Genomic DNA, 20,696 nt, shown 5'->3' on the forward strand with positions numbered 1-20,696 from the left:
TCTCGCCGGCGTTGGAATGACGTGCATATGACGGCGAAATGCACGGTGTCTGAATTCAATCTGCTAGTTGAGAATTCTCGGGTACGTGAGACTTGGATACGACTGCCGAACTCCAATTCCAAATTTATCGTCGACAAAAAGCGTCAGCTTGCGCGAAAACGAAATCGCACGTGCGTAAGCTACCGCGTGGGCTTTCACTCTGAATGCAAGAACGCGAGACCCTGAGAGCCGCGAAACACTGCCCAAGCGCCGTCACTGCGTCGCGTGACGCGAATAAAATCATTTTTCATAGCAGGGCTCCTTACGCGCTCCGGAACAAACAATCCGGAACGGGCTAATGATCAAAGCGATTCAAGCCAATAGTTGTCAGCCTGAGAGAGGCGGCATTGGCAGAGGCCCGAATTCGGGACGGAGCAGAATAATGCCAATGCTTAAGGCGCTGTTGAAGCTCGTGCGCCATATATCAAAGTCACAGTAGACCTTTGGCATCGGGATGTCCAACCTTTAATCCCATTCGCCGAATGAGACTACTTCTAGCCCTTCGATGCGTCGTCAGTAGTCAGGCTCCAAATCTCAATCTTGAAGCGTCGGTTTTGCGTTGGCGCGCGACTACAAAAATCTTGAGTACAAGTCGTCTGCTGGCTGGTGGCACCGTTACTCGGGATAGGATTTTTCAGTGTCGGCATGAACGCCTTCGTGCTGTGGTGCGCCCGGCTGACTAAAAAGGATGAACGCCAGCACGTTGCCGGGATCTGACGAGGCGTCGGTGCGACAGGCGGCCAATTTGCCATTCACCGCGGTGGTATATTCGGCGACTACTTCGCCAAACATATTCCGCTGCACGGCGATGGTCTGACCAGCTTTGACGTCCTCGTCGAGCTTTGCGTGAAATTCGACTAAGCCCCCATGCGTGGCAATGATTGGAAACGCGGCGTTGCCAATGAGCATTTTTGCGTCTGCCGCAGTTCGGCCGATAGGCCCGCTAACGACGCCATAATGTTTGAGGACGTTCAATGTCCCTTCGACGAACAGGGCGATCATATCCCGATCGAGCACGCGCGCCGCTCCGACTTCGGGCGTGAAGCACGGGATGCCGACATCGACGAACGCGTTGTGCAAGACGCCCGGATAAGCCGCGTCATCCCACATCAAGCCGACGGGATAGAGGTCGGCCATGGTCTTCACGTCGGGGAGGTGGCGATCCCCGATGAGGAAAGCAGCGACTTCCAGGCCGGTCGTGCCGGTGTGGAAGTCAATCGCCAAGTCGGAGTTTGGTTTCAGGAGGCGATTGAACAAAAGGCCGGCGTGACGGCTTGTGGCGCTTGCGCCGTTCTCGTCTCCCGGCCATTCCCGGTTCATGTCGATGAGATCGGTCCCGCGCCCCGAATTTGGCCACCGGCGCTGCATGCTTTCGACGGCCGGGCGCGCAATGTCTAAGACGGCCATGACCGTGCCAGACATCTGCGTCGGATCGAGCCGGTCGATCACCGTCTGGACCGTCTGGATCGAACTCATCTCGTCGCCATGCACGCCACTGGTCAGGGTGAAGCGCTTGCCTGGCCGAACGCCCTTGGCAATGACGACGGAGACGTACCAGTGCTGGCCGCCAGGCGTCTCAACGCCTTGGAAATAGAGAAAATGCTTTTGGCCCGGTTCGAGGTCGTCGACGTTCAGCCGACTGACAACTTTCTTGCCTTGGATGGACTCGCCCGTGAAAACGGTTTCCGAGTTTGAGCCAACAGTCTTCGCAGTTTCTTCAGAAGCGGCCGCGACAGCGTCGCTGGCGACGATTGCAGAGGTGCCGGCGAGGGCAATCGAATGGGTCATGAAATCGCGACGATCAATCTTGTTAGGCGACATGACAGAGGCCTTTCGTCAGATGGATCCGATAGCTAATGGCAGACCATTTTCGTGTAGCGGCAGGAGAGCGCTGGGAACGGCGGGCGTCAAACGAATTCGCGACGCGACCGTTGCAAAGATTAACCGGCTGTGAAGCTCGGACCCTTCATGAGATCATTGAGACAATGGCTCTCGGCCCAGAGTTTAGACCTCCGCAGGTTGGACATGCCGGAGGCAACCTAAAGAGATCCGTTGCAACAGGTCTCGCCGAGGCGATCGTCCGTTTCACTTTGTTGCGGGCCGACTTCCGAGTGAAGCCCATGCTCTCAAGGCGTCTAGCGCCGGGCAAAGATCTTGCCCCCACTGCGTCAGCGCGTATTCGACTTTAGGTGGGACTTCCTGGTGAATCGTTCGCGCGACCAGACCGTCGCGCTCGAGTTCCCGCAACTGTTGAGCGAGCATCTTCTGGGTGACCTCGGGAATTGCGCGTTCGAGTTCCGAGAAGCGCATCACAGGAGTGGCGTTGAGGTTGAAAAGGATGCGTAGCTTCCAGCGGCCATCAATCGCCCTCAGCGCATCTTCGGCAGTGCGCGAAGCATTATCCGTTGGGGCAACCGTATTGCGGCGCGCAAGGGACCTTACTTTTTTGTGCGTACTTGTCATGGAGAAACGATCATCGCTAAGAGGTCCATCGTTGAGCGTTGTGTGCTGTCGATAGGGTCGAAATCCGGCTTAATCAATGCGCGCAATTGGAGGAAGCTTTAGATTGGAGACAATATCCCAAAAATCGACGAACCAACAATGTGACGTCAATCACTCATTCCAAGATGAGGGCGATCGGCTGCACATCGCGGGCAGTATCTGCCGAACAAGACGCAGATGGACCTGAAGACGCGATGAGACACGCGGCTATCGAATAATGAGCCGTGGCGTGGAAACGGGAATCACCGGCCAGATCAAGTCAGCAGTACCAACATTCAAATAACGTTCGCCGTCGCGGCGCGCGATCGCGGGCGATTGGCAACCCTCATGGAGGTTTAATGAGCGCCAAAGCAGTTTTCTTAAGTAGCGTTTGCGGTCTCTATCTGATGGTCGGTTCCGCCTACGCTGCGGGTCCAACGCAAGAACAGCTGAACAACGCGGAGAATGACGGAGCCAATTGGCTCTATGCTGACCATGACTATCGCGGCCATCGGTATTCGCCGCTCGGTCAGATCAATACGAAAAATGCCCCGGACTTGGCTCAGGTCTGCAGCTACAGCTTACCTGAGAAGATGCCCGCGCAGACTGCGCCCATCGTGTATAACGGCGTCATCTTCGCAACGACGGCACACTACACGGTGGCGCTCGATGGCGCGACTTGCAAGTCGATCTGGCAGTATCAGTGGAAGCCGCGCGATCACGAGACATTCGTCACGCAGCGTGGTGCTGCGATCAAAGACGGCAAGATCGTGCGCGGCACGGCGGATGGCTATCTCATCGCGTTAGACGCAGGAACCGGCAAGGAAGTCTGGGTCCGGCAGGTCGTCAAACCGACCGACGGCTATTTCTTCAGCATGCCGCCGCTGATTTATGACGACCTCGTACTCATCGGTCCCGCAGGTTCCGAATTTGCCAGCAAGGGCTGGGTCGGTGCGTTCAAGCTGAGCGATGGCGAGCAAGTTTGGAAATTCAACAATGTGCCGGATCCGGGCGAACCCGGTGCCGAAACGTGGGGACCGGATCCAAGCATATTGAAGCACGGCGGCGGCAATCTTTGGACTCCGATGTCGCTGGATGTCGAGAAGGGCTGGCTTTATGTCCCCGTCGGCAACCCGGCGCCGGATTTTTTCGATCGGCATCGTCCGGGCGACAATCTCTATACCGGCTCGGTCGTTGCGTTGGATGTCCACACCGGGAAACTTGCCTGGTATTATCAGGCGGTCCCGCATGACGTGCGTGACTACGATCTAAGTCACGCGTCGCCGGTTTTCACGACGAACATTGATGGCAAGGCGCACACGCTCCTGGCTCTCAACGGCAAGGATGGTCTGCTGCGCGGGTTGGATCGCGACACGCGCAAGATTGTCTACAGTGTGCCGTTCACCACGCGCGAGAATGCCGAGGGTGACTTGAAGCCCGAACTTGGACGCGTTTGTCCGGGCCTTCTTGGTGGCCATGAATGGAATGGCGGCGCCTATAGTCCACGTCTGCATGCCTTGTTCATGCCGGCCACCGACTGGTGCAACCACATCGTTCCGGATAAGGAGGCGCCGAGTCCCAAAGGCCAAAACAAGCAAGGTCAGTTCTTCGGCGGAAAGTTCGAGTTTGAGCCATGGGACAAAGCGCGAGGCTGGGTCGGTGCTTTTGACGATGCGACGGGCAAAAAGCTCTGGCAGTATCAATCTGCGAAGCCGGTGATTGCCAGCGTTGCCGCGACAGGTGGCGATCTGGTTTTTGTTGGCGAGCTGACAGGTGATTTCCTGGCCTTCGACGCCAGGGACGGCAAAGTCCTGTTCAAGCACGATCTCGGCGGCCCTGCTGCAGGCGGCGTCGTAAGTTATGCGGTTAGCGGCAAACAATACGTCGGCGTCGTCTCAGGTTTTGTGGGCGGCTATTATCATCAGTTGGCGCCCGCCATCGAGGGCGGAAACCCGACGATTACGGTTTTTACGCTGAAACCATAACGAAAATCGCTCGGCGCTTCCCTCGGATGCCAAGCGTACTTGGAGCGCGGCCGGAGACTTTCCGGCCGCGCTGTTTTTAGGTGGCGGTGACTGGGGCGGAGGAAACTTGCCTCGTTGCCTTTGATTAAAGCTCTAGCTTGCTCGCCGTCTTCGTCTTCCAGATTTCACTTTTTATTCGTGCAAGCTTGTAGGCGTCGGGGATCGACAAAGCCCAGACGAAAAGCCCTGCCGCCGCGCGACCAACGAATGATTGAGTTGGCGTCGAGAAATGCCACGTCAGAGCCGCGAGCAGCAGTGTGAAGAAGGCAAAGCGCAATCCTCGTTGCGGTTCGCCGATTGCAACGTGACCAGCGCCCGGTGCTAGGATCGCAAGAGCCAACACAAGATAGGGGTTAAGCGGTCGACGCTCGATCGCAGCAATCATGCGGCCTGCGCCTCATCTGGTGTGTCTAACGAAGAACTGAGATCGCCCAGAGCTGAGAGGAGGCTCTCGAAGATCATGGGATCGACGCCGGAGCTCTCAAAGCGGCATTGGCGAAAGAGCAGATGTTCGCCGCGCGCGCCTTCGGCGGCCTGCCAGATGAGGCGAAGTCCCCGGGCTGTCACAGCTGCTTCTTTCATCCGAGGATCGGCGAAAATGCGCCGAAGCGCAGGCGCCGAACCGTCGAGCGAATTTTGCGACGCGTGAGCGCTGCCCTTTGCGAGAATTTCAGCGGCGATGCCGGTCGGCGGATCGAGGACGACGGCATGCGCAGCCGTCAGCGAATAGAATTCGGTGCCGCAAGGTCGAATGAGCAATGAAAATTCCGGAAAATGCGGGCGGGGTTCGATCCGCGTCAATTTCAGCCACAACTGAGGCAATCGACGAATGGTCATCGTATCGGGGACCAACTCGGCGCGGAGATAGTGTCCGCGGTGAAGTCCTTCAAGCGTCGGGAAGCCGTCGCCGCCGTGTGTGATCTTCGGATCGGATAGCGCCGAAGCACAACCGTCCAGCAGCGGACGTCGGGCCGCGATAATCCTTCGGTGCTCCCGCATCGCGACGTTGACGATGACCACGAGGCCGATGAGGGCGAATGTCAGAGATAAGGTCAAGGAATGTCTCCAGCCTGAAAGAGAATGGCGGCGCCGACCGCCATTCCCTTTTTCACCTTCAATAGCCCTGTGGTCGGGGCCATTGCATCGTGAACTGATCTCCACGCCGCACATATTGATAGCGGTGGAAGTGGAACCAGAGCGACGCGACCATGAAGAAGACGAGCATCGCGACGAGCTGGGTTCCATATCCGAGGAACACCGCGAAATATGTTGCCGAGCATAGGATCAGCAACACCAATGCGGGCAATGGGTGGAATGGATGGATGTAGCCCCGCTTGATCGTTCCGAGCGGCCATTTCCTGCGGAACAGGATCACGTTGAGCGACATGTACGTGTAACCAAGTAGGCCCGACAGGATCGAGAACGTGATGACTTGGTCGAGCGGTGCGAAGTAGGCAAACACCAATGCTACCGGAACGAGGAACACGATCGATCGATAGGGTGTCCGGTTCTTCGGATGTACGGCACCAAACCAGGTCGGAAGATAGCGATCGCGCCCCATCGAGAACCACGCGCGGGATGCGTCGTTGATGCAGCCGTTCGCCGAAGCGAGCGTCGAAAATACGGTTCCGACGAACAGCAGCACCATCAGCGGCATCGAGCTTGTAAGCCGTGCAGCATCGAACAACGGCGTGACGGCTTGGCCGAGATATTCCCACGGCATCAAGCCGGAGCAGATGTACCACGTCATCGTTGCCGCGATCAGGAGCGTGATGATTCCGGTCATGGTGCCGAGAGGCAATGAGCGCGCCGGTGAGCGAACCTCCTCTGCGGCCTGACAGGTTCCTTCGATGCCGAGGTAATACCACAAACCAAAGTGCAGCGATGCGATGACGCCAAGCCAGCCGTAAGGCAAACCGTTCAACAGGTCCTGATGATGCAGCAGGTCGTTTGTCCAAGGCTTCACCGCTGTAAACAAGATCAGGATCGCGATGAAGGCCACGGCGGTCAGCACCAAGTTCACGGTCAGCGTCGCGTAAACGCCGCGATAGTTGAGCCATGCGAGGAACATGATCGTCAGCACGATGAAGGGTTTATCGTGCACGTCGGTAAAGCCGGCCATCGTCCCGACGGTCTGCACGAGATACCCGAGGGTAATAGCGTTCGCCGCTTCGAGCATCGTGTAGGCAAACACCAGATAAAGGCCGACGTTGAACGCCATAAGCGGTCCAACGATATGTTTTGCCTGGGCGTACTGGCCGCCGGCTGCCGCGACAGTCGATGTCACTTCGGAATCGATCATCGCGACGCAGGTGTAAAGCAAGCCGGCAACCCAGCATGCGATAAGCGCCGCGATCATGCCGCCCTTGCCGACGGCGAAGTTCCAACCCATGTATTCGCCGACCAACACGATGCCGACGCCAAGTGCCCAGACATGGCCTGGGCCGAGCACACGCAGCAGAGAGATTTTCTCGCCGTGAACCGCAGTAGACTGTGTCATCGATGGCCCCCTTGGTGCGGCGGATCAATGACAAGCGTGTCGTCGATTTCACCTTCTCTGGATGAGGTCAGAAGCTCTTCGTCGTAGGACCTGTCGGTGCGGATCATGTCGAAGAGCATCCATAGCCCGAGGATCGCAGACAGAGCCCAGGCCGCGTATTCCAAAAGTACGAAACTATTCATGAGGTGCCTCACTTTTTGCCGAAGCGTTCTTCGATGACGTCGCGGTATTCGGTCCGTGAGAAAATGAAGAGCAGGACGAAATATCCGATGATTACGACGGCGGTGATGGCAAGCTCGGCGGTGTTGAAGCTGTAGTCGAAGCGCGATGTGATGAGCGAGGCCGCTGTGTCAGGCGTGAAGCCCAACTTTTCCCATTGAGCCTGCTGCACGGCATTCTGGCCGAGTCCGGCCCATGTCGATTTGTCGGCAACGGGGAGATCAATCTTTCCGCCGCCGGCAAGTTTCAGATAGAGCGGCGCGAACAATGCCGCGAGAACGAGCACGAGAAGAAACAGACTGTCGACGAGCTGGCCGAACGCAGATTGCTTCGGAGGCTCGTAGTGTGAGTTGGCCACGTTTCCACCTATCAATTCGAATTTGTTATTTTTTCTTGAGGTCGAGGTAGTGCAGGTCGAGACCGTAGATCTCGTCGCGCTCTTCGCTCAGGTGGAAGAGCATCGCGAGGATGGCCGCGGTATTGAAAAGGATGACCAACGCCCCCGCGACAAGGAGCGCGCCGACCACTTCCGATGAGCCCGCGTAGTCTTTGATCTCGTAAAAGACGAATGCGTAGAGAAGCCAGAGCACGATAATCGCGGACAGAGACCACATGCGATCGCCGGAGAATTTCCCGGTAATACGAGGGTCTGAATTCGTTTTTTGCATTTTTTCTCCCTTCGCCTCAGAGTGCTGCTCGGGTGCAAGGCTTGGCGCGCTCTCCCAGACGTTGCGATTTGAGCGTTGCTCCCTGCGACATAAGTGGCGCAGGGGGGCAGCGTTTCGTCAATATTTTTTCGTGATAAGAAACAAATATTCGATGCTGCGATGCGCATATTCGTGCCGCAGAGCACCAAGCAACTTTAGCCAAAATCAAAATGTTACGTCGCGTGCGCTGCAATGACGTGCTCGGTATTTGAGCAAGATGTTTTATTGAGCGGGCGTCAGCGAGGGTTTGTTGCATCTGCGAAGTCAACGGTATGCGAATTTCGCAAGTGCAGGACGGCAACGACTTAGGCCTTGCGGCCTCTTCGTCGGCCGCTTGATAGGAGTCCGTCGGCAAGGAAAATGAGATGATGATCGCTCGTGCGATCAGTCCGACGGGATAGCCTTTTCTGTTGGCGTTGGGACAGACGCCGACCTGATGAATAAAGAGCGTCAAGTTTTCGTGCGGCTCATTTCCAAGCCTGCAACAAATTCTTTGTTCGGGCATTAGGTGCGCTGGGCCCAAGGCACCGGCCGCGGGAAGCATCCGTCCATTGTTATCTTCATGCATCGTTGCCTTCTATGCATCAGGTGCTGAGTGCCTCACGCGTATCGCAGCATGAGGCGGAGAGCGCGCGGCGTGCCGATCCACAATGGATTTTCCGAAGAGTCGATAAGCGCCGTTGAACGAGCGCTGGCGTCCTCAGTGTTTCTACGGAGGTGTCCAACCGGGGTCTTATCGTTACACGCCTGTTAACGCCCACTGATGACCTGCTCGTACCGGGCAATCGAACAAGGATGCACGTCAGCACACTGCTGTCTTGCTCGCTTCGACAACCGGGGCCGCGCTGCTGAGCGCGGTGAGGGGGTTTCTTCAGGGGAGAATTCAACTTATGAGCTACCGCATCGGCAGAGCGCAATTGGCTCTTTGCACTATGTTTGGTACTGCGGTTTGTGCATCGACTGGTGCCTTCGCCGCGGATCTTTCAATTCCGAACGTTCCCGATGACGAGCAGGTCGTGACGGTCATGCCGAACGGCACCATTCGTCTTGGTGCGATCAAACTGAAGTTCGGGGGCTTCAGCGAATTCGCAACGTTCTGGCGCTCTCGCAACGAAACGGCAGACGTCGGTAGCTCGTTCGGCGGAATTCCATTCGGTAATAGTCCGTTGGCGCACGAGCATGAAACACGCTTCAGCGCCCGCCAAAGCCGGGTGTCTGCGTTAGCCACAGGTGATCTCGATCAGTACACGCATCTGTCGATGTATGTGGAGTCGGACTTCCTGGCCGCCGGGACGACGTCAAACTCCAACGAGAGCAACAGCTATACGCCCCGCATTCGCCATTTCTACGGTGCCTACGACAACGACCTGACGGGCTGGCACGTTCTCGCTGGTCAGACGTGGAGCCTGCTGACGACGAATACGAAGGGAATTCAAGCGCGCAACGAAGACATCCCGCTGACGATCGATGCGCAGTACGTCGTCGGGTTCAATTGGACACGAAATCCGCAGTTCCGCGTGGTGAAGGATCTTGCTCCGTGGCTTGCGGCCGGCGTTTCTATCGAAAGCCCGTCGACGCAAATCGCCGGTTCCCCTCCATCGGGCGTCGATGCAAACCATCCGGGCGGATCGCTGCTCAACAGCACGGCGAACTACAGCAACGACGTCATGCCTGACGTTGTCGGTAAGTTGGCGTTTGATCCCGGCTGGGGCCACTACGAAATCAAGGGTATTGTGCGTGGTTTTACTGATCGCGTGAACCATAGCAACAACACGATCCTTGCTGGCGGTGGCGGCGCTTCAGCATCGCTGCCCATCATTCCGAAGGCGCTGGAACTGCAGGCGAGCTTCATGGCCGGAAACGGCATCGGGCGCTACGGTTCGGGACAGCAGCCGGACGTCACCTTCAATAGCGATGGAGACTTCGTCGCAATTCCTGCGGTGCAATTGCTGACGGGTCTGGTTGCGCATCCGTTCAAGGGTGACACCATGTATGCCTATGGCGGCCTCGAGCAGAACTTCAAGAAGGTCGATGGCAACGTCGGCTATGGTCTCGATACGGTCAACAACTCAGGTTGCGATATCGAAGGGGGAACGTGCCAAGCGCAAACGAAACGCCTCTGGGAAGTCACGGGCGGCGTCTGGCAGGATATCTATAAGGGCTCGTTCGGGCGTGCGGCTGTTGGTGCGCAGGCCGAGTACATCAAGCGTGAAGCTTTCGATAGCACAGATGGCGGCGCGCCGACGACCGATGACATGATCGTGCTCGGATCGTTCCGCTACTATCCCTTCCAGTAAAGACACTCACCGTCTCCACACTCCAGGCGCTGCTTCGGCAGCGCCTTTTTTTTGAGGTGCTGGGGCGCACGTCATCTTCCCAAGCGCGAAAACGCCCTGCTGCTCGTGGATGTTTGGGAGAACACACGCCGTCAGTATTTTCGCGGACGTACGTCTGCGTTCGTCATCTGTCGGACGGCAACGAGCGGAATAACGCTCCATCGGCGATCAAACTAAATTTGTTTGCACGCAATCGAATTGCGGCGGTGGCTACGTTCGCGCTCATGCATTTGCGGCTTGCGAGCACCGAACTTCAAACTCCCGAATGGAGAGTTCGCAATGCATAAATTCTCACTCGCAGTCTCTGTTTCTTTGCTTGCGCTTGGTTTCGCCACGGCAGCGAGCGCTCATGCCCAGTGCGACGGCGATTTTCAATTTATCAATGGCAATTGGATCGCAACGCGATATTGCCAACGAGCGGAAGCTGAGCATGTCGCGAGAGCTGAGCACACGCATATCACCCATCATACGGTGAGTTCGCGCGACGAGACGCCGGAGGAGTTCTGCCGGTGGCACAACGGTCAAATCGAGACCGATACCTATTGCTCCAGCTACAACGACTAACCCCGTCCGGAGCGCATCGCCGGCGCTGTTTGCAGTCGCTAACGGCGCCGGTCATGCTGAAGCATTCAGTCGCGTCGTAAGGATCAGGCGCTTTCGGTGTCGCCCTGATGCCGATTTTTTTCGGCTCGGATCGGAAGCAACATCTCTTCGAGGCGCACGGCAATCCGCACGAGATCGGCGATGTTGCGAGCGCCCGTCTTTTCCATCACCCAGGCGCGATATGTTTCGACAGTACGTGGGCTAATTTTTAGTGTGAGAGCGATTTCCTTGTTCGAAAGGCCCTTGACCGCAAGATCCATCACTTGCCGTTGACGGTCCGACAGTTCGTTGACGCGCGTCGCGAGCTTGACGGCCTCCTGGTCGTGGTTGCGCTGATTTTCGGTTTCATTAATTGCCGACGAAATGCTTGCGATCAGGCGGTCGGGTGAGAACGGCTTTTCAATGAAATCGCGGGCACCCGCTTTAAGCGCTGCGACCGCCATCGCCACGTCGCCGTGCCCGGTAATGAGCACCAGCGGAATCATGGGCCACTTTTTTGCGAGTTCTTTCTGAAGTTCCAGACCGGACATTCCCGGCATGCGGATGTCGCAGACGATGCACGAAGGAATCTCATTCGCTTGCAAGGCAGAGAGAAACTGTTCGGCCGATGCGAACGAGCATACGCCAAAGCCGTGATTGCTGAGCATCAGAGACAAAGAATCTCGGACGGGTTCGTCGTCATCGATAATCGCGACTGCTGATGCGAGTGTCATGATACAGTACCCCTTGGGAATGAATTTAATCGAATACGAACGAGGGCACCTTTGCCTACGTTTTCGAGGATGAGCTCGCCTCCGTGTCCTTCGACGATGGTTTGACTGAGCGAAAGGCCAACTCCGAGGCCATCTTTCTTGCTGGACGAACGAATTCCGGATTTTTTCAGATTGAAGCCTGGGGGGAAGCCGGGTCCGCTATCGCGAACCTGAATTTCAATGCGGTTTCCGTCGATGTTGTTGGCGCTGATACTGATCAGTCGATCTTTCGACGGATCGTTTTCGCTCATCGCGTCGATAGCGTTAGAAATGATATTCATAAGGACCTGCTCAATCTGCAGACGATCAACGGCGGCGTTGCGGATATTGCGTGCAACGGTGACCTTTACCGAGGCGCCGGTCCGTTGAAGATTGGGTTCCAAAAGATCGAGTGCTTCTCGTATTAAAAGATGCGGAGATTGCTCTCCGATCTGCCTGCGTCCCAGCCGGATGAAATCGCGGAGGTTGCGGACGACGGCTGCGGTGCGGTCCACCTGGCTTGCGACTTTCGAAGCGGCTTCGATAGCGATCTTCCGATCGCCTTCGCCCTTTACGAGGTATTCCTGCACCAGCTGAGTATAGTTCGAAATGGCGGTCAAAGGCTGGTTGATTTCATGGGCGATGGCAGTCGTGACTTCTCCGGCGCTGCCAAGACGGAAGATCTGCGAAACCGAATCCTGGTTGAGGCGCAAGTCCTGTTCGAAGCGGCGACGGTCGGTCACGAGACCGCCGATGGCCAGTCCAGTAAAGGCCAGGACAAGCATCAGCGACTGATACGTTGTCACGCCCGCAACCTGCGGTCCTGAAATCAGAAGCGCAATGATCAGGCCGACCTCTGTCACCACAAGGGCGTAGGTTGCGCCTTTCAGGCCGTGGCGGAGCGCAATCCAGATGATGGGGAAGAACATCACGTTGAAGAGCCGAAAATGGGGAAGGCTGCTGAAGCCGAATGCAAAGACGAGCGCGGCGACGATTGCCAGTCCTTGGATGCAAGTCTCCAAATTGGGCTTGGGAATTCCGCCGCTGCCTGCCACCATCAGAATAAACGGCGTGATGATCGAGACACCGATAAGGTCGCCGACGGCGTACCTAAAAATATTGTAAGGAACGGCATTAACCGTCAGTACTCCCGACGCATAAAGGAGTATTACGGAGGCTGTCGCCACAAGAACTGAACTGATGATCGCGGTGCCTTCGAGAAGCAAAACGTCGCGCAGCGTTCCGAGCTTAATGTCGAATTGCCAGCGCGAATGCTGGACCCAGTTCAGTGCGACCGCATAACCTCCTCCCACGATGATCGGCGAGAGAAGTTGCGCAAGAAGCGGGAGGTCGCGGCGCAGAATCACGTTGGAGGCAGCAACGGCGAGTAAGAGGTAAGGCCAGAATCGTCGCCCGAACATGAGAAATGTCGCGAACGCTAGGCCTATCGCGGGGCTCCACGGGACGATATCGAACGATGGCGTGGATGAGATGATGCTCAGCCATTCCAGTACGACGTAGGCAATGATGTAGGCGGGGCCAATCAGCCAAATCGGGGCAGCTTGCATTCGAGCCATACGATTCGCATGCGTTCTTTCTGTCACCACTACTTGCGACATCGTTCTTTTCCTACGCTGCCTAGCGTCCCGCCACTCCGTACGGGAACGGAGGCTTAGTCACGGACGGTGCGCCACGCAAGCGCACGGCCGGAATTTGCCTCTGTGATAATGGCTCGAATATAGGCTGTTGTCGCGGCGCATTTCATGCGGCGCATCGCAACATGACATTGCTGTAATCAAAACGAGTGCTGACGATCGAGAGGAAAAAATCACGTCCGTCTTATCGACGCTGAAGCTTTTGTAGAGTGCGGGAGAGGGGCGCCGAAGTTGAGCAAAGCCGGTCCGCGAAACTCGGAGAGTGCAGCATTGGCCGTTGCGTTCGACGCGGCAGATCGCACTGATCAGGTAACCGCGGAACGAGCCGCCTAGGAACATAGAACGCATGTCGCTGCCAAAATTTTCCTTAACTCATCCGCATTCGGTGGCGGCGATCATCATTCTTATTTGTCTGCTCGGGTTCGGCGCGGTGTCGCGCATGCCGACGGACATATTTCCGGAGATTAACATTCCTGTTGTCAGCGTCGTGTGGACGTACAGCGGAATGAGTGCGGAAGAAATGCAGGACCGCATTCTCATCAAGCATGAGCGGCAGATGGCATCGCTCGTTGATGATATCGACCGGATCGAAGCCAACAGCTATACCGGCGTCGGCGTCATTAAGGTCTATCTGCACGAGGGAGCCGACGTCAGCCGCGCCATCACGCAGCTGTCGAGTTGCGCGCAGACCGTGCTCAAGAGCATGCCGCGCAACATCACGCCGCCGCTCATTGTCCGTTATAGTGCGACGGACGTTTCGGTGATTCAGCTCAGCCTCGCGAGTAAATATCTGCCCGACTCGCGCCTTACCGATCTCGGTCAGCAGGTGCTCAGGCCCAATCTTGCGGTCGTGCATGGCGCACAGGTTCCCTATCCGTATGGTGGCAAAATCCGCGTCATCATGGTCGATCTCGATCCCCATGCGCTGCAGGCGCGTGGACTGACGCCGGCGGAAGTTTCCGATGCGCTGGCGAAGCAGAACATCATCGTTCCATCAGGCGACGTAAAAGTCGGCCAGAACGACTATCCGGTCGCGATGAACAACACGCCGAACGCCATCGCGACGATCGAGAATTTTCCGTTGAAGCAAATCGACGGCAAAACGATCTTCGTACGCGACGTCGCGCACGTCCACGATGGAAGTCAGGTGCAGACAAATTCGGTCAGCCAAAATGGCGCGCCGGGTGCGCTGATGCTCGTGCGAAAAACGGGTGGAACATCGACGCTGGACGTTATCAACGGCGTCAAAGCGGCTTTGCCGGGGCTGCAGCGGATGATGCCGAAGGGCGTGACTATCAAGGCGATCTTTGATCAATCCATTTTCGTCAAGGCGGCGCTGAATAGCGTCGTGATGGGCGGCTTGATGGCGGCCGGACTGACGGCGCTGATGATTCTGCTGTTCCTCGGCAACTGGCGGCTGACCATCATCATTCTGGCGTCGATTCCATTATCCATCATCACCGCTCTGCTAATGCTTTACATCGCCGGGCAGACGCTCAACACCATGACGCTCGGCGGTTTCGCATTGGCAGTCGGTATTCTCGTCGACAACGCAACCGTCGTGATTGAGAACATTGAGCGCCACGTGGGCTTGGGTGAGGAGATTGAAGAGGCAATTCTCAACGGCACTTCAGAAGTCGGCATTCCGACAATGCTATCTACGCTGTCGATCAGCGTCGTCTTCGTTCCGGTTTTCCTTTTGACCGGTACCGCCAAGTATCTGTTTTCACCACTCTCGCTGTCGGTGATCCTTTCGTTGTTTGCGAGCTTGCTCCTGTCGTTTACGCTCGTGCCCGTGCTCTTCATGTATTTGATGCGGTCGCAGGTCGGAAAGCATGGCGCAGGACACGGCGAAGAGCACAAGCCGTCGCGCTTCAATCCGTTCAGCCTGATTCATCGCGGCTTCGAAAACGGTTTCAGTGCCTTCCGCGAACGGTATCGCAATGCGGTGTCGTGGTCGGTGAGCCATCCCATTCCGACGATCGTTTTTTTCGTGGTTCTGCTCGGCGCGACCGTTCTGCCATTAATGAACCTCGGGATGGATTTCTTCCCGCAGATCGATGCCGGACAGATGCGACTGCATGTTCGCGCACCGCCTGGTACGCGCATCGAGGACACGCAGAAGGACTTCAGCGAAGTCGAGCAGGCGATCCGCAAGATCGTCGGCAACGATCAGATCGATGTCATTCTCGACAACATCGGCCTGCCGTACAGCGGCATCAATATCGCCCTCAGCGATACGGCTACTGTCGGTCCGATGGATGGCGAAATTCTCGTGTCGCTGAAGGAGAAGCATACTTCGACACCTGCTCATATTGCAGAACTTCGCCGTAAGTTGCCGCGGATGTTCCCTGAGCTTCAGTTCTTTTTCCAGCCAGCTGATATCGTCAATCAGGTCTTGAATTTCGGCCAGCCTGCGCCGATCGACGTTCGTATTTCCAGCCGTGACGCGGATAAGGCGTACGCGCTCGCATCCAAGATTGCGCACGATTTGAAGTCAGTGCCGGGCATCGTCGATTCGCATGTTTTCCAGGTGCCCGATGCGCCTGCCATCAAGGTGGACGTCGATCGCACGAAGGCGAGGGATCTCGATCTCGATCAGCATGGTCTGGCAAACGACGTGCTTGTCACGCTCAATTCCAGCGCGCAGGTCTCTCCGAATTTCTGGCTCAATCCGCATAATAACGTCAGCTATCCGTTGGTCGTGCAAACGCCGACATATCGCGTCAAATCAACGAAGGATTTGTGGACGCTTCCCGTCACGGCGCCGAACGGCAAGCATTCCCAGCTTTTGATGAATGTCGCCAAGTTCGGCCGAACGAAAGTGCCGATGGTGGTGTCGCAGTTGAATATCGCGCCGGTGTTCGACGTCGACGCCGACGTTCAAGGACGGGATCTCGCATCGGCCGCTGACGCAATCGACAAGGTGCTTGCGAAAGATAGTCCGCCTGTCACCAGCGGGATCAAGGTGAAGCTCAGCGGACAGATCGAAACGATGCGTCAGAGCTTCGCAGGATTGTTCGGCGGCATGGGCCTCGCAGTCGTCCTGGTATTTCTGCTGCTGGTCATCAATTTCCAAAGCTGGCTCGATCCGATCATCATCTTGTTGGCGGTACCTTTCGCTCTCGCTGGCATCGTCTGGATGCTCTTTATCACCGGAACGCACATCAGTGTTCCAGCGCTGATGGGCAGCCTGATGTGTATCGGTTTGACGACCGCGAACGGCATTCTTGTTCTGACATTTGCTAATCAGCAGGTTGCGCTTGGGATTGATCCGATGCATGCGGCGATCGAAGCGGGCTACACGCGACTTCGGCCAGTTTTGATGACTGCGGGCGCGATGATCCTAGGCATGATTCCGATGGCTTTGGGTGTCGGCGAAGGCGGCGAGCAGAATGCGCCTTTGGCTCGGGCGGTCATCGGCGGCCTTTTGCTGGCAACAGTCGCTACGCTTATTTTTGTCCCGACGATGTATCGGCTTTTGCGCCGTGACACTTCTCGGAAAACCGTAGACGGGAGGATGCCCCTTGCGCATGCTTAAGAAGAGTGAGACTGACGCGAACGCCCTGCAGACGGAGCCTTGCGAGGCTGATCCGCTCGCACCTTCGGACTTTCCAGCGAAGGAAGGGCTCGGCGACGTCGCGAAAGAAGACTATCCGAAATCAACAGGGCGCTGGATGACGACGATCGCCATCGTCATCGGGCTCGGACTGACTGCGGGCTTTGTCGAGGTTAACCGAATTAAGGCTCAGGAAGCTGAGAACCTAGCGCAGGAAACACAAAAGAACGTCGCGATGCTTCCTCTGGTCGACGTCGCTGTCGCCCAGGCGGGACCAGCATTCAAATCCCTTATTCTCCCAGGCGATACCGCGTCCTGGTATCGGACGACACTGTATTCGCGCGTGAACGGCTACCTGGCGGAATGGAAGGTCGATATCGGGGACAAGGTGAAGAAGGGGCAGTTGCTCGCCACGATCGACACTCCCGATCTCGATTCGCAGTTGGTTGCGGCGCGTGCGGAACTGGAGGCGGCAAAAGCTGAGGCCAAAGTCCGGCAAGCGGATGCTGATTTTGCGAAAAGCAGTTACGATCGCTGGCGTGATTCGCCAAAGGGCGTCGTTTCCGATCAAGAGCGAGAGGAAAAGAAAGCCGCCAACGACAGCAGTCTCGCGAAGCTCAATGCCGCGATTGCGCAGGTGGCGGTCGATCAGGCCAAGGTTGATGGGTTGATGACGCTCACGCAATTCAAGAATGTGACAGCGCCGTTCGACGGCATCATCACGGATCGCCGCGTCGATCCCGGCGATCTGGTGACTGCGGGCAGCTCCGCTAATACATCGCCGCTTTTCGTCATTCAACAAACCGATCGAATCCGTATTTTCTCGCGTGTTCCGCAGGGCGTCGCAGAGCGGCTTACGATTGGCTCTCCCGTGAAAGTTATGACTGCAGACGGCTCTGGCCGAGCCTATGAGGGCAAGATCGTGCGCACGACCGGTTCGGTCGATCCGCATGCGCGCACAATGCTGGTGGAGGTCGTCCTCCCAAACAAAGATTATGCGCTTTCACCCGGGATGTATGTTCGCGCCGAATTTGAGGTTGCGCAGTCGAAGAGCGTTGTTGTGCCCGCCGCCGCGATCTCGTTCCGGGGCAAGGGCGCGCAGGTTGCTGTAATCGAAGACGGGCGGGTTGCGTTTAAGAACGTCTCCATCGCGACTGACGATGGCGACAGCGTTGAACTGGCATCGGGCATCAAGGTCGGTGATCACGTGGCACTCAACATCAACAACCAGATTTCCGACGGCGACAAAGTCGAGGTCAATAGTTCCGGGAAGGCCCAAAGCTGATGGTCAAACGGGGGGGGCTGAAATTTCTCCTGCCAATCCTAGCCGGGGGGCTTACGGGTTGTGCAGTCGGGCCGGACTATCTGATGCCGCATATCGGTGCGCCGGCAATGTTTACGACCGGTAGCCTTGGCGGCAGTTCGGGCAGTTCTGTATCGGTGGCGCAATCGCAGTCGCCTGCGATTGCCAGGTGGTGGTCTTTGCTTCGGGATCCGCAACTTGAAACGCTGATCCAGCAGGCGGTTGTCGCAAATCCGGATATCGAAATCGCCGCCAATCACATCCGCGCAGCCCGCGCCAATGAGGTCGCAGTTCGTGGATTGGCGCTGCCGATCGTAGAAGCGAATGCCGCGGCAGGCCGAGGTACCGGTACAAATTCGACGAAGGGACGCGTTGCTGGTCCGTTGAACGCCGGGACGAACACCAACGGGCTCGAAGAGATTACGCACGTCGCTGGCTTTGACGCCGCATGGGAGCTGGATCTCTTCGGTAAGAACAGGCGCGCATACGAAGCAGCCCAATATTCGACGGATGTTGCTATCGAACAGAGGCGTGCGGTTCTGGTCTCGGTCGTTGCGGAAGTCGCGAGAGCTTATGTCGAGACGCGTGGCATCCAAGCCAAGATAAAAGTATCGAAAGAGAACGTCGCGCGGGCGCAGAAGATCTTCGATCTGATGAAGACGCGTTTCGATCGGGGTCTGACGAACGAACTCGATGTCAAGCTCGCATCGCGCCAGCTTGCGACGCTCAAGGCGGAACTCGCGCCGCTTGCGAGTGAAGAATATGCTGGGTGCGCACGTATTGCAGTTCTGCTTGGAACCTATTCCGGCGGTGTTTGCCAGGAGCTCAGTGCTTACCGGCAGATTCCCACCACGCCGAGCCGTTTGAAAACGGGATTGCCGGCGAGCGTGATCCGCCGTCGTCCGGACGTTCGCGCGGCGGAACGCCAGCTTGCCGTCGAGACGGCGAGGATTGGCGTTGCTGTCGCGGATCTCTTTCCGCGCGTCGAGATTACGGCAGGTGGCGGCTTACAGGGACAGGGCATCGGTGTTGTGCCTGTGGTCACCAAGAGCATCTATTCGGTGGGACCTTCGGTCTATTGGCCGCTGCTCGACTTCGGGACGCTCGATTCGCTCGTGCACATTCAGCAGCTGCAGGCGGATTCGCAGTTCCTCACGTATAAGCGCGTCGTTATTTCGAGCGTCGAAGAAGCGAACGTTGCGCTGTCGCGTTATCGCGCGGCGATGGCCACGCTCAAATCTTTGGCCATCGCTGCCAAAGAGAGCAAAGGCGCGGTCGATCTCGCAACAGAGCGTTATGATCGCGGCGTAACGGACTCGCTCAATGTGCTGGATGCCGAGCGGCAGGATGACGAACTTCAGCTGCAGTATGTCCAGGCGAAGGCCGATGCGGCCACGGCGTTCATTGCGCTCTATAAAGCTCTGGGCGGTGGCTGGGAGATGTTCGAGCAGGATCTTCCTGCGCCGCGTGCAAGGCCCGCTGTTCTCGCCGCGTTCGATCACTTGCACGATCACTGAAAATGGAGCGATAAATCCTGCAGGCGCCGTGGATGCGCCTGCAGGACGTTTGCGCACCTGAATTTATTTCGTCATTGTCGCGATTGATTGACCAAGCGGCGCGCGGAACTGCCTTTCGCGCAATTTTTCGATCGCGAGCTTATTGGCAATCGCTGCATTGTTCATCGGATCGATGGCGAGGACGCGATCGAAGTCAGCTTCGGCATTTTTGAAGTCGAGGCCGGCGGCGCGCGTATTTCCGCGGGCGATGTAGGCGTTCAAAAACTTGCCGTTAAGTGCGATGGCATAATCGTAATCGTGGATTGCATCCTTCGCGCGACCGAGCGCGCGTAGTGTATTTCCCCGATTGAAATAAAGGGTCGATTCATTTGGGGACAGCTCAATGGCGCGATCATAGCTTGCCAGCGCGTCCTGCAGATGCCCCTCAGCCTTGTATGCGTTCGCTAGGTTATTGTACGCGCGTGTGCTTAGCGGATCGATATCGATAGCTTTGCGGTCATCGGCAATTGCATGGGTGTAGTCGCGCTCCGAGGCGAAGGCGATGGCACGCGCTTCATAGGCGCTGAGATCCCGTGGAGCTAACGCGACAGCATGATCGAAATCGGCAATGGCCTTCGAAAAGTTCTCCGTGGCAAAGTAGGCGAGGCCGCGATTGACATAGGCAATCTCGACTTTCTCAGAATCCGATGCGTTATCCTCGATGGTCGCGGTGCATGCAAAGATGTGCAGTGCAGGTGTCGCCGCATCGGCACATTGGTCGCCGTCCGCCGCCCATGCAGATGGCGCTACCGATAGCGATGATACCGCTATCACGAGTGCGAATATGCTGATCGATGTGCGCGAGAAGAGCATGGCGTTCGGTCTCCGACGTGTTGGCAATCGGGACAGCGCAGTGGCGATAGGGGATGCCGCTATTGATTCCCGTACAGCCCCGGAATAGTCCCCACGAATGCTCTCCTGCCCACCTGCATCTGGCTTTCCTAGGTCCGTATGAATACGGACCAGCTATTACTGATGTGATG

Annotated in this window: 18 protein-coding genes; 6 read left to right on the forward strand and 12 right to left on the reverse strand. The window is 57.0% G+C overall.

Annotation, left to right across the window (positions count from 1 at the left end):
- Positions 1-654: 654 nt before the first annotated feature.
- On the reverse strand, positions 655-1,860 hold the full coding sequence (locus tag ACLB1Z_RS08675) for a succinylglutamate desuccinylase/aspartoacylase family protein (RefSeq protein WP_409562941.1): 1,206 nt from the start codon (positions 1,858-1,860) through the stop codon (positions 655-657).
- A 264-nt stretch (positions 1,861-2,124) separates the two neighbouring features.
- Positions 2,125-2,502 carry a winged helix-turn-helix transcriptional regulator gene (locus tag ACLB1Z_RS08680; protein ID WP_409562942.1) on the reverse strand — a complete coding sequence of 126 codons (378 nt, stop codon included), beginning with the start codon at positions 2,500-2,502 and terminating at the stop codon, positions 2,125-2,127.
- A gap of 377 nt (positions 2,503-2,879) precedes the next feature.
- Here ACLB1Z_RS08680 and ACLB1Z_RS08685 point away from each other — a divergent pair, with 377 nt between their 5' ends.
- The gene (locus ACLB1Z_RS08685) at positions 2,880-4,505 is read left to right on the forward strand and encodes a pyrroloquinoline quinone-dependent dehydrogenase (protein WP_409562943.1); all 1,626 of its coding nucleotides are present in this window, start codon (positions 2,880-2,882) and stop codon (positions 4,503-4,505) included.
- A 124-nt stretch (positions 4,506-4,629) separates the two neighbouring features.
- Here the strand turns inward: ACLB1Z_RS08685 and ACLB1Z_RS08690 are convergent, their stop codons facing one another.
- From ACLB1Z_RS08690 to ACLB1Z_RS08720, 7 genes are read right to left on the reverse strand one after another with little or no spacing between them, the layout of a single operon-like run.
- Complete coding sequence (locus ACLB1Z_RS08690; protein WP_409562944.1) at positions 4,630-4,929, reverse strand: hypothetical protein; 300 nt, start codon at positions 4,927-4,929, stop codon at positions 4,630-4,632.
- The gene (locus ACLB1Z_RS08695) at positions 4,926-5,600 is read right to left on the reverse strand and encodes a hypothetical protein (protein WP_409562945.1); all 675 of its coding nucleotides are present in this window, start codon (positions 5,598-5,600) and stop codon (positions 4,926-4,928) included. The genes ACLB1Z_RS08690 and ACLB1Z_RS08695 overlap by 4 nt, the downstream gene beginning before the upstream one ends.
- Positions 5,601-5,658: 58 nt before the next feature.
- Positions 5,659-7,044, reverse strand: a complete 1,386-nt coding sequence (locus tag ACLB1Z_RS08700) for an APC family permease (RefSeq protein ID WP_409562946.1) — start codon at positions 7,042-7,044, stop codon at positions 5,659-5,661.
- Positions 7,041-7,226: a hypothetical protein gene (locus ACLB1Z_RS08705; protein ID WP_409562947.1), complete on the reverse strand. Its 186-nt coding sequence runs from the start codon at positions 7,224-7,226 to the stop codon at positions 7,041-7,043. Before ACLB1Z_RS08705 ends, ACLB1Z_RS08700 begins: the two co-directional genes overlap by 4 nt.
- Positions 7,227-7,234: 8 nt before the next feature.
- Positions 7,235-7,621, reverse strand: coding sequence for a hypothetical protein (locus ACLB1Z_RS08710; RefSeq protein WP_409562948.1), 387 nt, complete (start codon positions 7,619-7,621; stop codon positions 7,235-7,237).
- Between the two features lie 25 nt (positions 7,622-7,646).
- Positions 7,647-7,931 carry a hypothetical protein gene (locus ACLB1Z_RS08715; protein ID WP_013947140.1) on the reverse strand — a complete coding sequence of 95 codons (285 nt, stop codon included), beginning with the start codon at positions 7,929-7,931 and terminating at the stop codon, positions 7,647-7,649.
- A 16-nt stretch (positions 7,932-7,947) separates the two neighbouring features.
- Positions 7,948-8,538 (reverse strand): hypothetical protein, encoded by a 591-nt coding sequence (locus tag ACLB1Z_RS08720; RefSeq protein WP_409562949.1) that lies wholly within the window; start codon positions 8,536-8,538, stop codon positions 7,948-7,950.
- A 322-nt stretch (positions 8,539-8,860) separates the two neighbouring features.
- On the opposite strand from ACLB1Z_RS08720, the gene ACLB1Z_RS08725 reads away from it, so the two are divergent.
- Both ACLB1Z_RS08725 and ACLB1Z_RS08730 read left to right on the forward strand, forming a co-directional pair.
- Entirely contained in the window at positions 8,861-10,267 is a 1,407-nt protein-coding gene (locus tag ACLB1Z_RS08725; protein ID WP_409562950.1) for a hypothetical protein, read from the forward strand.
- Between the two features lie 318 nt (positions 10,268-10,585).
- Positions 10,586-10,870: a hypothetical protein gene (locus ACLB1Z_RS08730; protein WP_409562951.1), complete on the forward strand. Its 285-nt coding sequence runs from the start codon at positions 10,586-10,588 to the stop codon at positions 10,868-10,870.
- 83 nt (positions 10,871-10,953) lie between these two features.
- On the opposite strand, the gene ACLB1Z_RS08735 is transcribed toward ACLB1Z_RS08730, so the two are convergent.
- Complete coding sequence (locus ACLB1Z_RS08735) at positions 10,954-11,622, reverse strand: response regulator transcription factor (RefSeq protein WP_409562952.1); 669 nt, start codon at positions 11,620-11,622, stop codon at positions 10,954-10,956.
- The gene (locus ACLB1Z_RS08740) at positions 11,619-13,217 is read right to left on the reverse strand and encodes an MASE1 domain-containing protein (RefSeq protein WP_409562953.1); all 1,599 of its coding nucleotides are present in this window, start codon (positions 13,215-13,217) and stop codon (positions 11,619-11,621) included. Before ACLB1Z_RS08740 ends, ACLB1Z_RS08735 begins: the two co-directional genes overlap by 4 nt.
- A 424-nt stretch (positions 13,218-13,641) precedes the next feature.
- Between ACLB1Z_RS08740 and ACLB1Z_RS08745 the strand changes: the two genes are divergently transcribed.
- The 3 genes from ACLB1Z_RS08745 to ACLB1Z_RS08755 are packed head-to-tail and all read left to right on the forward strand — an operon-like array spanning position 13,642 to position 19,674.
- Positions 13,642-16,836 (forward strand): efflux RND transporter permease subunit, encoded by a 3,195-nt coding sequence (locus ACLB1Z_RS08745; RefSeq protein WP_409562954.1) that lies wholly within the window; start codon positions 13,642-13,644, stop codon positions 16,834-16,836.
- Positions 16,829-18,139, forward strand: a complete 1,311-nt coding sequence (locus tag ACLB1Z_RS08750; protein WP_409562955.1) for an efflux RND transporter periplasmic adaptor subunit — start codon at positions 16,829-16,831, stop codon at positions 18,137-18,139. The genes ACLB1Z_RS08745 and ACLB1Z_RS08750 overlap by 8 nt, the downstream gene beginning before the upstream one ends.
- Positions 18,139-19,674, forward strand: a complete 1,536-nt coding sequence (locus tag ACLB1Z_RS08755; RefSeq protein WP_409562956.1) for an efflux transporter outer membrane subunit — start codon at positions 18,139-18,141, stop codon at positions 19,672-19,674. The genes ACLB1Z_RS08750 and ACLB1Z_RS08755 overlap by 1 nt, the downstream gene beginning before the upstream one ends.
- 63 nt (positions 19,675-19,737) lie before the next feature.
- On the opposite strand, the gene ACLB1Z_RS08760 is transcribed toward ACLB1Z_RS08755, so the two are convergent.
- Complete coding sequence (locus ACLB1Z_RS08760; protein WP_409562957.1) at positions 19,738-20,526, reverse strand: tetratricopeptide repeat protein; 789 nt, start codon at positions 20,524-20,526, stop codon at positions 19,738-19,740.
- Between the last annotated feature and the right edge of the window lie 170 nt (positions 20,527-20,696).

The sequence above is a fragment of the Hyphomicrobium sp. MC8b genome (assembly GCF_905067615.1).
Classification (GTDB): Bacteria; Pseudomonadota; Alphaproteobacteria; order Rhizobiales; family Hyphomicrobiaceae; genus Hyphomicrobium_B.